This is a genomic window from Streptomyces sp. NBC_00028, assembly GCF_045041065.1.
GTDB lineage: Bacteria > Actinomycetota > Actinomycetes > Streptomycetales > Streptomycetaceae > Streptomyces.
Map to the genome: position 1 here is coordinate 2,094,147 of NZ_CP108293.1, position 13,044 is coordinate 2,107,190.

10 protein-coding genes are annotated in these 13,044 nt (G+C 67.1%); 2 read left to right on the forward strand and 8 right to left on the reverse strand.

All coding sequences use genetic code 11. The features are described from left to right. The 4 genes from OG885_RS09225 to OG885_RS09240 form a co-directional block, all read right to left on the reverse strand. Window positions 1-1,179, reverse strand: a complete 1,179-nt coding sequence (locus tag OG885_RS09225; protein ID WP_405728827.1) for an alpha/beta hydrolase — start codon at window positions 1,177-1,179, stop codon at window positions 1-3. A 296-nt stretch (window positions 1,180-1,475) separates the two neighbouring features. Next, complete coding sequence (locus tag OG885_RS09230) at window positions 1,476-2,408, reverse strand: zinc-binding dehydrogenase (protein WP_405728830.1); 933 nt, start codon at window positions 2,406-2,408, stop codon at window positions 1,476-1,478. A gap of 140 nt (window positions 2,409-2,548) precedes the next feature. Beyond that, entirely contained in the window at window positions 2,549-3,217 is a 669-nt protein-coding gene (locus OG885_RS09235; RefSeq protein ID WP_405728833.1) for a TMEM175 family protein, read from the reverse strand. A gap of 147 nt (window positions 3,218-3,364) precedes the next feature. Continuing rightward, on the reverse strand, window positions 3,365-4,888 hold the full coding sequence (locus OG885_RS09240; RefSeq protein ID WP_405728836.1) for an FAD-dependent monooxygenase: 1,524 nt from the start codon (window positions 4,886-4,888) through the stop codon (window positions 3,365-3,367). A 1,174-nt stretch (window positions 4,889-6,062) separates the two neighbouring features. Between OG885_RS09240 and OG885_RS09245 the strand changes: the two genes are divergently transcribed. Then, window positions 6,063-7,349: an MFS transporter gene (locus OG885_RS09245; RefSeq protein WP_405728839.1), complete on the forward strand. Its 1,287-nt coding sequence runs from the start codon at window positions 6,063-6,065 to the stop codon at window positions 7,347-7,349. A 459-nt stretch (window positions 7,350-7,808) separates the two neighbouring features. Here the strand turns inward: OG885_RS09245 and OG885_RS09250 are convergent, their stop codons facing one another. Beyond that, window positions 7,809-8,759 (reverse strand): fumarylacetoacetate hydrolase family protein, encoded by a 951-nt coding sequence (locus tag OG885_RS09250; RefSeq protein WP_405728842.1) that lies wholly within the window; start codon window positions 8,757-8,759, stop codon window positions 7,809-7,811. After that, entirely contained in the window at window positions 8,756-9,892 is a 1,137-nt protein-coding gene (locus OG885_RS09255) for a VOC family protein (RefSeq protein WP_405728845.1), read from the reverse strand. The genes OG885_RS09250 and OG885_RS09255 overlap by 4 nt, the downstream gene beginning before the upstream one ends. A gap of 131 nt (window positions 9,893-10,023) precedes the next feature. Between OG885_RS09255 and OG885_RS09260 the strand changes: the two genes are divergently transcribed. Further along, window positions 10,024-10,701, forward strand: a complete 678-nt coding sequence (locus OG885_RS09260; protein ID WP_405728848.1) for a TetR/AcrR family transcriptional regulator — start codon at window positions 10,024-10,026, stop codon at window positions 10,699-10,701. Between the two features lie 216 nt (window positions 10,702-10,917). Here the strand turns inward: OG885_RS09260 and OG885_RS09265 are convergent, their stop codons facing one another. Then, complete coding sequence (locus tag OG885_RS09265; RefSeq protein WP_405728851.1) at window positions 10,918-11,808, reverse strand: FadR/GntR family transcriptional regulator; 891 nt, start codon at window positions 11,806-11,808, stop codon at window positions 10,918-10,920. A 135-nt stretch (window positions 11,809-11,943) separates the two neighbouring features. Then, complete coding sequence (locus tag OG885_RS09270) at window positions 11,944-13,035, reverse strand: ABC transporter substrate-binding protein (protein ID WP_405728854.1); 1,092 nt, start codon at window positions 13,033-13,035, stop codon at window positions 11,944-11,946. Window positions 13,036-13,044: the final 9 nt, after the last annotated feature.

The following is a 13,044-nucleotide window of genomic DNA, read 5'->3' on the forward strand; positions in this document are numbered from 1 at the left end:
TCAGTTCGTGATTTCGGGGGCCGTAAGGCCGCACAGGCGCGCCCTCATCCAGTCGGCGATGTACGTGTCGCGGTCGTGTTTATGGTTGTAGACGCAGTGGTTGCCGTCGGAGAAGACGACCATCTCTTTGTCGTCCGTGGGCGCGCCCTGCAGAACCAGCTGCGCCAGGTCCATCGAGACGAGGGGATCGGCGCCCCCTTGCAGGACCAGCAGCGGATAACCGGCGTTGGGCCCGTCGGCGAGCGGATCGACAGCGCCCCAGGCGGCCATTGCCGCGTCCGGGTCCTCCGCTCCGCAGACGGCCACCATCTTCGAGAAGAAGGTCCCCATGGTCGGAGGCACGAGGCAGGGGGCGTGGATGCCGCCGTTGTCGACGCAGGCCCGGATGCGGGTGTCCTGGGACGCGACGGCCATGGCGATGCTGCCGCCCATGCTGTTGCCGATGAACCCGATCGGGCGGCCCGGCGAGCGCTCGTCGAGATAGTCGACAGCGCGCTTGTAGGCGTCCCGCCACTGGGCGGTGAGGTAGTGATCGTGCGCGAGCCTCGTTTCCCCCTGGCCCGGGCCGTCGAGCAGCAGTGCGTCGATGCCGCGCGCCGCGAGCGCCTCACCCATGCTGTCGAAATCCATCGCCCAGCCCTCGACGCCGCCGATGATGATGGCCGAGCCGACCGGGGTGCCGACCGCGGGGACCAGCCACCCCACCAGCGGACCATGTTCCGTCTGGATCATGAGGCGCTCACGGTCACCACAGGCGTCGGCGGCCTGCCCGTAGAAGTCCGCGGCCCGCGCGAAGATCGCCCGGCGCTCCGCGGTGTCTGACAGCATCATCATCTGGCTCATCCGCAGCAGGGCGGACGCACGGCGCAGGTAGGCGATGCGCGTGGGCTTCCCGGCGGTTTCCACGGCGTTCTCGACGCGACGCAGGCACACCTCCGCCAGTTCCGTGGCGGCCGAACGCCAGTCCTGCCCCTCGACCACGCGAGCGCGCAGCTCGACCGCGTCGGCGTAGTCGACGCCGTAGCCGGTCATGCGTTCCAACGAGAACTGGCGCAGCCCGGCCTGCGATTCGACGCTGAGCTTCGACGTGACCTCCTCCGTCTCCGCGCGGCTGCCGACGAACGTCAGGGTCATGACGGGGGCCGTGCGGCCCTCGGTGACCTCCTGTGGTGCTGACATTCCTGAAGCTCCTCCTGTTCGGCCCGGCGTGATGTGGTGCGCCGGGGCGGCTGTCCGGCGAGCTGCGGCGACGCGGGAGGTGTGCCTCGTCGTCGGTGTGCAGCTGTGAACATGGGCTGATACCGGCGCCGTCTGGAAGAGTGCGTAGCGCCAGGCAGCGGCCCGTCCCGGGCCACCAGCCAATGATTTCGAGTACAGGGTATCCATAATTCTGGCTTGATACAACGGCCACGGCTGGGCTGATGACCGGCTCATTGATTGTGCGAGCTGCGCTGGGTGACACTCAGGGATGCAGGTCAGGGCACCAGAACGACACGGTCGGTCAGGCCGGCAGTAGCGGCCCAGACCTGTTCGACCTCCGCGAGCGGGACCGCGCGTGCCCTGACGTCGAATGCGCCGCGTGCGACGGCAGTTGCCAGCTTGGGCAGTTCCTTGACGAAGTCGCGGCCGGGAACCGAACCGATGCCACTGCCCACGATCTTGAGCCGGGTCGAGCGCAGTGCCGCGGAAGGGATCGGTGCCGTCGGACCGGCGACCGAGCCGATCTCGATCCAGGTGAGCGGGGCACTGCGGTCGGTGCGGGCGGTGAGCATGTCCTCCATGGCCCGGGCCGTGGGCTCGCCCCACACATAATCGATGACGACGTCGACGTCGGCCGCCCGCGAGAGTTCGTCGAAGGTGCAGGTCTCGTCGGCGCCGAGAGCCCGCAGCTCAGCAAGACGAGCCGTGTCCCGTCCGGCCGCGATCACGTGGGCGGCACCGAAGCGCTTTGCGACCTGGATCGCCATCCGGCCGGCGTTCCCGGTCGCTCCCAGGACGAGGACACGTTTCCGGCGCCCGAAGTGGACGCGGCGGCGCAGAGCGACCCATGAAGACATCACAGGGTTCACCGCCGCCGCCACCTGGACCGGATCGATTCCCTCCGGCAGGACGACGCTGCGACGAAGGTCGATCACGGTGCGCTCTGCCATCGTCCCCAGGACCGTGTCGTCGAGGATCGTGTACCGGATGCGTCCCTTGGGGTCACGTACGACGCCGTCGATTCCGGGGACCAGCGGCAGCTCACCGGCGCTGGAGTAGTGCGAGCCCGCCGCCTGGGAGCGAACACGCGGGTGAAGGCCGGCCGCGAGAACCTCGACGACGACCTCTTCGGAGGCCTGGGCGACGGGCTCCGGGTGCTCGCTGTAGTGCGGTGGAGCATCGAACGATGTGACGACTGCTGCATACATGACAACCTCCAATGTTGGGAGCCTCGGCGTCGCCCGTGAGAGACCGACGGCAGGCCCCGCGTGAGACCAAGGGCAGCACGGCACGGGTTACGCCGACGCCGCGGTCAAGGACCCAGCGCCAGGGAGCTCGGCTGGTCGCTTCAGCGCGGCGCACCGCGCGGTGACCGCTCGAGACCTGTCTGCCCCCTGGGATGAGTGGCCCACCGGGCGGCCACCGCCGTGAGCACGAAGGTCGCTACCCAGCTGTACTTCGCGGCGGTCAGGCTGACGAAGGCGACCGGGATCGACAGCAGGAACGCAACCGTCGGGAAGGCGATGATCAGCTGGAAACGCCGCATCGCGTCGGGCGCCGCATTCGCCCGCAGCAGGCCGCGGGCGCGGCAGTGACGCACGATGTTGATCAGGACCAGCCCGGTTCCTCCGACCACGACGGCGAAGAGGACGGCACTCAGCTGGTAGTCACCATCCTCGATGAGCACCTTCGTCGCGAAGGGGATCACAACGGTGCCCAACAGCCAGACGAAGTTCAGCCACACGAGCCGAGGGCTCAAGCCGTCGACGCGGCTGAACAGCCACTTGTGAGCCACCCACAGCTCGCTGATGACCGCGAAGCTCAGCAGGAACATCGCATAGTCCGGGAAGTGCTTCCGGAACGCGCTCCACACCTCGGTGTCGCTTGACCCGTGGGGCACTGGAAGATCCAGGGCCAGCAGAGTCAGGGCGATCGCAACAACGGCGTCACTGAAGAAGACCAGCCTCTCGTTGTCGGCCGCAGCACTGCTGTCGTTGTTCTCAGTAGCGTCGCTCATGTCGGCTTCCTGGTGTCCTCGCGTTCCGGCCCGCGCGCCGGGCCCAGGCCCCCTGAGGGCATTGAAGGGCCCGACGCGATAGCTGAGCTGGTGGGGTCGGTTTCTCACCGTATGGGCCTTGCAGTTCCCGGGCCCGAGCGGCAAGCGTCACCTGGGGGTGAACGCCTTGGCGACGGAGGCGAAAGAGGCCGTCCAGTCGGCCGTGACGATGCCGCCGATGTACCCGTCCGGCCGGACCAGGACCAGCGCATCGCCGTCCACCCCGTAGATGCGGCTCAGTTGGCCGGTGCTGTCGGTGAGGAAGCCGCTGTCGATCCCGCGCCCGTCGCGGACGGCGTAGCGCTGCAATTCGGCACCTTCGGTGGGCCACGTCAGCTTGGGCAGCGCCTCGGCGGCGTTGGGGCCGAAGGCCAGCAGGGTGAAGTGCGGCCCCTGGAAGATGTCGAAGAGGCGGCTGGTGCCGGGCGCGGTGCACGGCGCGTCCGGTGCACGGTCCCCCACGTGCAGAGTCTTGGTGGCTGGAGCATCGGCGGGGGCGAGCGGACCGCCGGTATACGTGAGGCCCAGCTGGCGCTCTTCGTCGTCGCGCTTCAGGCCGGAGACGCTGTGCTTGCTCAGGCTCTCGTAGAGCTCGCTGGACTTGCCGAGGACGCCCGCTGCGATCGGGAGCCGTTCCGCCTCATAGCTGTCCAGAAGGCTGTCCGGGGCGCCGGCGATCACCTGGCCGAGCTTCCAGCCCAGGTTGTAGGCGTCCTGCAAACCGGTGTTGAGGCCCTGCGCGCCCATCGGGGTGTGCACGTGCGCGGCGTCACCCGCCAGGAAGACGCGGCCCTGGCGGTAGTGCTCGACGAGGCGGACGTTGGGCCGGAACACCGAGACCCAGGTGATGTCACGGAGCTTGAGACCCACGAGTGAGTGGAACTGATCGGCCAGAGCGGCGTGGTCGAGGTTCGGCGTGTCGCCCGGCTTCAGCCGGATCATCACCTGGAACTGGTCGGAGTGCGGCAGCGGGCATGCCGCCGCGGACGCGCGGGGCCACATGTGCCACCGGTCGCGCGACAGTCCGTCGATCGTGCAGTCGATGATGAGGGTCTTGTCGGAGTCGTCGGTCTCTCCGACGAATCCGAGACCGGTGGCCTCACGGACGGCGCTCGCGCCGCCGTCGGCGCCGACGAGGTACTTGCTGCGGACCCGCTCGCCGGTGGACAGGGTCGAGGTGACGCCGTCGGCATCCTGTTCGAAGCCTTCCAGGGCGACCCCGTACTCGATGCTCATGCCGAGACGTTCGAGCAGACGGTGCAGGATCGCGTCGGTACGGTGCTGCGGCAGGAGCAGGATGTTCGGGTAGGGGATGTCCGGGGTCGGCTTGCTGCGCTGCTGCATCTTCCAGGGCGCGGTGACAGGCCCGAGGTGGAGTCCCGCCAACGGGTAGGGGCCTCCCTCCGCGTGCGCCTCATGCAGCACGCCGAAGTCCTCGAGGACTTCCTGGGTGCGGGGCTGGATCCCCTTGGCGCGGGAGCCCTCGAAGGCGTGCGGCGCCTTGTTGACGACACGGACACTCAGGCCGCGGCGCAGCAGGTCGGCCGCCAGTGTGGAGCCGGTCGGACCGGCTCCGGCGACGAGTACGTCAATGTCGCTCTGTCGAGCGTGCCGGGGGTGCTGTTCGGTCATGGTGATCAACCTCATTCGATGGTGCGGAGGAACGGCCGGGGGCCGTAATGCGCTGTGGGGGTTCTCGAACTGGACCACGCGTCCGCATGCGGCGGCAGGTGGCTATGGACCGGATGGAGCAGCGGCCGGACCGTCGGGCTGTCAGCCACTGGAGTGCGGCAGTCGCGATGGGCGCCGCCTGACGTCACAGATGGCTGCTAGACCCCAGGTGGCAAGCCACCCGTTTCGTTTATGGCTACACCGTAGCCGTTTATTGGAGGGAGAGCAAGCCGGGCGCAGCCAAGCGGACGCGAGAACCCCATTTCCGCAGGCGGCCCGCTTCCCCACCACGCGCCACTGGCGTGCCGCCGACCTCGAGGGCACCGCGGGGCACTGCACCTGCTCTTCGGGTCCCGACGGAGCTGCTGGATGGCGAAGCTGATGACGTAGTGCCCAGTGGCCGTGAAGGCGCGGGCAGTCAAGGGCGCCGAGAAACCGGACCCCAGGAGCAGTCCACCCACCGGCTTCGTCGCACGGAGACTGTTCGGGCCTGCGGGTATCCGGGTTGCCAGCAAGGCGGATCGCACGATGGTGTCGATGCAGCGTCGCGTACCGGGCGATCGCGGCGCACAAGGACCAGAATTCGTCCTTGCCGCGGCACCGACTCCCCTGCACCTGGGACACGTGGTCGCCTCGACCGGCCACGTCGCCAGGAGAGCTGCGGATATAGGAAATACCTATGGCTGCCGTTCAAAATGCGACTTCGACCCACGCCCACGGAGGCGACATCATCCGTTGGTGAAAATGCCCACCAATTGCGTGCAGATATGGTCACCCAACATTTCGCGTCGACGCGGTCTTCTTCGCTGCGTGCCGTGCCACCCAGTTGATCGAGGGCTGGCCTGGTCGTCAACTCATGAGAGGGCGGTGCGGTACCCGCCAATCCGGACATCACAGCAAGTTGGGAGGAGATCGACAGACGCATGCCGCCTGCCCAAGGGGGACGCTTCCGGACGTCCTCCTTGGCTCGGTGAACTGCATACGAGCGATCGGAGGACAGAGGCGATACCCGCGGTTTCGGACGGAAGGTATTCCTCTCGCGCATTCAGCCATCAATGATGAGGAGCACAAAGTGAAGCGGTTCCAACCGTTGCGCGGCAGGAGATTGCGGGCCTTCGTTCCCATTTTTTGCTGCATGATCATATTCTTCGATGGTTACGACGTGTCGGTTTTCGGCGCCACCATCCCGGAGTTGTTGAAGTATCGGCAGTGGGATCTCAACGCGGCCGAGGTCGGGGTGATCGCGAGCCTTGGCCTGGTGGGTCTGCTGATCGGGGCTTTGCTGTGCGGTTTCGCGACGGACCTGCTGGGCCGCAAGCGCATGCTGATCCTCTGCACCAGCTGGTTCTCCGCGTGCATGCTCGTCTGCGCCGCCGCGCCGACGAGCGAGCTGTTCGGGCTCTTTCGCCTTCTCGGCGGCATCGGTCTCGGCGGCGTGATACCCGTCTGCATCGCGCTGGCTGTCGAGTTTGCCCCGCCGTCGCGGCGCTACTTGTTCAACGCGATCGGGAACGCCGGCTTCGCGATGGGCACGATCGCGTCGGCGCTGCTGACCATCGCCATCACACCGGATTTCGGGTTCCGGCCGATGTACGCGATCGCCGCTCTGCCGCTTGTGCTCGTCCCGGTCGCGGCGGTCGTGTTGCCCGAGTCGGTGGACTTCCTGGTGGCCCAGGGCCGGATCCATGAGGCGCAGGAGGTCGCGCGCCGGTGTGACCTGCCGGTTCCCTCCCTGGAGGCGGAGCCGCCTAGCCCTGGATCATCCCAGACAGTCGGATGGAAGAACCTGCGCGCTCTGGCACGCCGGCCGTTGCTCGTGAATCTCCTGCTGTTCGGCGCGGTGGGCATTGTCGGGCAGGTGTTCGTCTACGGCCTCAACACCTGGTTGCCGCAGATCATGGTGACGGCCGGATACGGGGTTGCGTCTTCCCTTGGCTTCCTCGCGACGATGTCCGTAGGCGCGATCATCGGCAGTGTGGCGATGTCGTTGCTTGCGGATCGGATAGGTCCGCGCCATGTCCTGGTCACCGGCTTCGGCATCGGGGTCATCGCTCTGGCCGTTCTGAGCGTCGGACCGCCGACCATAGCTGTCTACGCAGCGGTGGCTCTTGCAGGCGTCGGCGGAAGCGGAACCGCCGCGATCGTCAATGCGTTCGTGGGCACCTGGTTCCCGCCCACGGTCCGTGCCTCGGCGGTGGGTACCTATTTTGCGGTGTCGCGCGTTGGAAGCGTCCTCGGCCCGCTGATCGTCGGGGGGATCATCGCCGCGGGCTTGCCGGTTCGGTGGACGTTCTACAGCTTGATGGCTCCCACGGTACTCGGCGTTCTTCTGGTCCTGGTGCTCCCGGGCAAACGCGCTGACGGGGGCCTTCTGGACTCGGCCGATGGATCTCAGGCACAGCCCGCAGCAGTGATGGAATAGCGTCTCCGGGCAGGCTGCCACGCGCGGACAAGGCCACGAGCGGGGCGCCGAGTTGGAAGCAGCGCTCATGGGTGGCGCGTACGAGGCACTCGTGAGCGGGTGTGCGGCCTGTCATACGAACGGCTGGGGCAGAGCACCGAGGAGCAACCTCCGCATCATCACCACGCTGCTCCAGGGTGATGACATGAATGTACGTGGCCATGAGCGGACAGCTCTCAGCGAGGACAGGTAGATGACGCCCGGGCTCACCAGGTGGCGGTCCTGCTCTGCCGTCGTGGAGGCTGCGCATGCGGCGCCATCCGCGGGGGCCTCTGGGTCCTGCTCTTTCGGCGGCTGTTCAGGTTCCGGCAGCCGCCCGCGGGCGAGCGGGCCAGAGGTCCGCCGGCGGGCATGCTCCGGGGCGGTGCCCAGGGCAGACTACGGGGCAACAAGAGCGTCTTCCGGACGTTGACTGCGCCATCACGAGCCTTCCGGCAGGCGGTCTCTGACGACAGTGTGCTGCCTGCCAAGGTCGATTGCGCCGTCGTCGGTGCCCACGGTGACTTCGACGACGTCACCGTGCTTGAGGTACTTCGGGTTCTTGGCCTGGCCCGTGAAGAAGAGCTGCCACTTGATGCGCTCGGGCAGCAGGGAGGCAAGGAGGTGGACGAGCTTGGGCGGAGCGCTGAGAGCCGTGCCGACGGGCGTGCCGGTGAGGATGAGGTCGCCGGGGTCGAGCCGCTGGAATCGGGACAGGCTCCGAAGCGCCTCCACGGGCTGGTAGATCATGTCGGCGGCGGTCATGTTCTGCCTCAGCTCGCCGTTGACCCACAACCTGAGTCGCAGGTCGGTGAACCGCTTGAGCTCCTCGGCGTCGAGCAGTACGAGGGCGGGGCCGACGGGTGTGAAGGTCGGGTAGGACTTGGCCTCGTAGAACTGCGTCTGGGGTAGTTGGACGTCGCGGGCCGAGAGGTCGTTGGTCACTACCAGGGCGGCGATGTAGTCGGAGAGATTGTCATCGGTGATCTTCGTGCCGACCGGCATCTCGCGGCCGATCACGAGGCCGATCTCGGCCTCGTAGTCGAGCAGGCGCACATGCTCTGGCCGGATCAGGTCGTCGAGAGGGCCGCTGATGGAACCTGATGCCTTGCGGAAGAACGTCAACGGCACGGATTCCGGTGTGCCGTTGGTGTCCTTGACGTGGGAGGCGAAGTTCGTCATCTGGGCGACGACTCGGCCGGACCTGGTGACCGGCGAGACCAGGGCCAGATCGGCGACGTCGACGCTGCCGGAGCTTGTGGCCGCCGCCGCGATCGCCTCACGGTCGGCGAGGAGTTCGGCGGTGGTCGTGGCGTCGGTTGCGATGCGGGCGGCGCCGGTGGGCGTGAGGGCCCACCAGGCGTCGGCGGTGCGCACGACGGAGGTGCTCATGTGGTCCCTACTCTCAGCAGACCGCGGGCGGCGTGGAGATCGAACTCGTTGTCGTCCTCGCGGAGGGTGGAGACGAGGCTGCGCAGTTCGCGGAGGGATTCGCGGCCGGGCTTGACGCCGAGGAAGTCCTTGGAGGGAGGCGGCCCCCACTGGTGGAGGCGCGACTTACGCATGGGCCCCCAGCCAGGTTCGAGTGTGCAGTCGAACAGGTCACCGTCGCTGAAGTGCTCGACAAGGAACCCGTCGGGGTCGCGCCAGTAGTCGAAGATCTGGCTGCCGTCTATGTGCCGGCCGATGCCCCAGGACCGCTGGTAGCCGCGTTCGAGCAGGTACTGCCCGCCGGCGGCCAGCGAGTCGAGGTCGGCGACCTGGTACGCCGTGTGAACGTACCGGTTGGACGGGCCGAGGTTCATGGCCACGGTGTGATGGTCGGCGGGGGTGCTGCCTCGGTCGCAGCGCATGAAGGCCATGACCGGCCCTCGTTCCCGCTGGCCGTCGAAGTACTGGAAGTCACTGACGATCAGGCCTAGGTGGTGCAGGTACCAGTCGAGTGCCGCGCGGAACCTCGTCGACTGCAGGACGACGTGCCCGATGCGCTGCACCTTCACGGGCTCCCGCGGTGGTCGTTGGCCAGCGTTCAGCCGCACGGTGTCATGTCCGAAGTTGAACGTCAGCGGCTTCTGTTCGGGCAGTGCGGGCAGTTGGTGCGTCCCCGACACAACCCGCACTTCGAACCCGCTCGGATCCGTCAGGTCGACGGTGATGCCCCCCAGGCTCTCCGGCAGCTTGGCGACCTTGCGCCCGGTTGCCTCCGCGAGCCGTAGGACGTCTGTGTCATCGGCGGCCCGGAAGGCCGATCCGACGAACCGTGACCGAGGGCCGCGGCGGATCACCACACAGGGCGAACCCGGGTCTGTGCCGCGCAGCTGCAGTTCGTCCGGTGTGCGCGCTGAGGCGGTGAACCCGAAGGCTTGGGCGAACACCTCGGCCCGCTTGAGGTCGGGCTTCTCGAACTCGACCCATGCCACGTCGTGGACTTTGATGATCGGATCACTCGCGCGTCCTGGGTGTTCGTCGCGCAGTGCTCCCTGCTCGCTATGCAGATCCCTGTGTGGATCCTGCTGGCCACCCATGGGGACTCCCTTCCAAAAGTTCTGATGAAAACGTCACATGCGATGCTATCGTCAGTCAAGAGGCTGGATGATGTTTTCATCAGCTGTGACGAGGAGCTCATATCGAAGGCGGAGGGAGAGGGGCGCGAAAAATGACCCAGTACTCGGAGGGTGCGCTGAACCGTGTGGAACGACGGAAGGCACGCATCCGCGCCGACCTCGTCCAGGCCGCCCAGGCCTTCATCGCCGCGGGCAGGACGAACGTCTCGGTCCTGGAAATCACCCAGGCCGCCGACGTCGGGACAGGGTCGTTCTACAACCACTTCAAGAGTAAGGAAGAGCTTTACCAGGTCGCGGTCGAGAGCGCGCTTGACATGTACGGGAGCCTGTTGGACGGGCTGACGACGGAGCTGGCCGACCCGGCACACATATTCGCGCAGAACTTCCGTATGACCGGCCGTCTGCACCGGCGTTACCCCGAGCTGAGCAAGGTCCTTCTCAGGAGCGGGCTGGACATCGTCGGCTCGGTCAAGGGTGTGGCAACACGTGCGCGTCGCGACGTCGACGCCGCGGTCCGCGCAGGCCGGTTCGGCGCTCGCGACATCGCGCCGGTCCTGGTCATCGTGGCCGGCTCAATGCTGCGCCTCGGCGAGTTCCTGCACGCACACCCAGAACGCGACGACGCCAATACGACCGACCAGGTCGCCGAGGAACTTCTGCGCATGTTCGGCCTGTCCGCCGATGAGGCCCGCGAAATCTGCCTCCGCCCCTTGCCGGATATGCCCACCGTACTGACGGGCCGTCAACGCACCCGCGAAAGCACGCCCTGAATCCATGTCCCGTCGGAAGGTGTTATCCGCGGCACTCCGCCGCGCTCCGGCTGGCTCGGGTGCCGTCGCAGATGTCACCGGAGACGGCGTTGAGTGGGCCCTGACAACCGGCGGCGCGAGCTCGTACCGGCTCGCCCCCTCCTCTCCCCCACCGCTGGAGTTGACCTGATCGTCAGCCATCGCGCTGAGGTGCGCTCGGGCGGGATCGCCTCAGGCTCACGATGAAAGTCGTGGTCCAAGGCTGATGGCGATGTCGCGTACCGCTTCGATGGCTTGCCGATCGTCGAGCGTGACGTGCGAGAGGACTGGGTCGCGTCGGAATCGCTCGTGCTGGGCATCAAAGTACCGGGCCCAAGCTTGTTCCACGGCTTGGTGCTCACCGGCTCGCAGTGCCCGTAGGACGTCGTGACGGTGCTCCACGAGTTCGGCCGCGTACTCGCGTTGCCAGGCGTCATCTTTGTCGGCGTAGGCCATGTTCTGGATCTGGAGCAGGATCCTGATCAGGACACTCTCCATGGCTGTGAGCAGGGCGTTGCCTGCGGCTGCTGAGAAGGTGATCTGGAAGTCGAGGAGGCCGTCGGCGATTGCATAGGGATCGGTGGCTTCGGTCGCCTGGCGAAGCGCGGCTTCCATCGCCTCGATGTCGGCGGCGGTGATGGCCTCGCATGCTCGTCGGACCGAGTGCATGCCCAGGGCGCGTCGCACGTCGAAGACGTCGAGGATGTGCGCCTGCTGCATCTGCAGAAGCGTTTGGAGGCTGTGCGAGACGAAGTCTTGCCGGCTGGCGTTGACGTACACGCCACTGCCGTGGCGGCTCTCGATGAGTCCGATGGCCTCAAGACCGCGTACGGCCTCTCGCACGGTTGGCTGACTGACACCGAAGTGGGCGGCCAGCTCGCGCTCCGTGGGCAGCCGGGCACCGGGCGACAGCACGCCTGAGGCGATGTCGGCGCGCAGCGTCTGCATGATGCTTTCCGCGGCCTTCACGCGGTGTCCGCGTTGCGGTCGGCTGGGCACGGCGGTCGTCGCTGCTGCCGTATGCGGCGTCTTCGCGTTTGCGGCTGCCTGTCCCGGCTGCTGATGGGCGGACGTGTCGTTGCCCTGCACTGCGTGTCTCCCGTCGTTCGTCCGACCTCGAGCAGACGATAGTCAATGTCTGTCTCGCGGCTTTGCGCGTCGCGGCGGTCGGGCCGGGTCCAGGGCCCTGTCGGAGGAGTCGGCGGCGGACCCGGCCGATCAAACCTACTGCGCGTGTGCCGCCTTGAGGTAGGACATGTCGATCATCTTGCTGTAGGCGAACTGCGGGGCGGACGGGTCGAAGCCGGGAAGATCGAAGTCTTTGTGGTAGCTCGTCAGTGCCGCCTTCCAGGCAGCCTTGGTGATCTCCCCTCCCGCGGCGGGTGTCGGGACAGCCTTGAGGATGATGGGCAGCGTCCGCGTCATGGTGTCGCGGGAAACGCCCGTGAAGTAGGGCAGTCTGGAGAGGGACGTGGCCAGGTCGTCCGGTGTGCTGGACGAGATCGTCTTGAGTGCTTCGTTGATGGCGGCCAGGAACCGCTCGACGGCCTGCGACTTGGACTTCAGCGTCGGCTTGAGGCCGGTGACGGTGAGGGCGGGAAAGGGCGCGGGGACGAGCTTGTTGGCTTCGGCGTCGGTCATGGTCGCCGGGTTCTGGAGGTAGTGACCGCCTTTGGCGACGACTGCCGCGCCGTCGGCGGCTGCGAAGGTCCCCGCATCTGCCTGGCCTGAGGTGATGCTGGTGACGGTCAGCGCGTTCGTGGCCAGGGCGGAGACCTTGCAGCGGATGTCGTATGCGCGCATGTACTGCTTGGCGGCTGCGTATGTCGCCGTGCCCTTCGCCGTGGTCACCAGGGTGCAGTTCGAGCCCATGCCCTGCAGCTGCTTGATCGAGGTGACCTTCGGCCCGCCGACGAAGGCTCCGCCTCGCGCCGAGTAGTCATAGAGGTTGGCGATGATGCTCACCGGCTTGCCGGTGGCTGCGACGGCCACGCTCTGGCCGGACGCACTGATGAGGAGATCGACTTGTCCGCTGGTGAGAAGGGCGGGGGCGACGGCGAGGGCGTTCGCGTTGACGACGTCGACCTTGACGTGGTGCTTGGCGAACAGGCCGTCCGACTCGGCGACCCAGTAGGGCAGGTAGTTCAGGGCGTTGGAGCCCACCGCGATCTTGAGGGTGGGGTTCGCGTCGGTGTCCGTGGCGCTGCTGGAGTCGCTGTTGCCGGTACCGCACGCGGCCAGGCCGGTGGTCATGGCGACGAGGGCGGCCGCGGCGGCGAGGCCCTGGCCCAGACGAGTGGGTCGTATACGGGTCATGACGTTCCT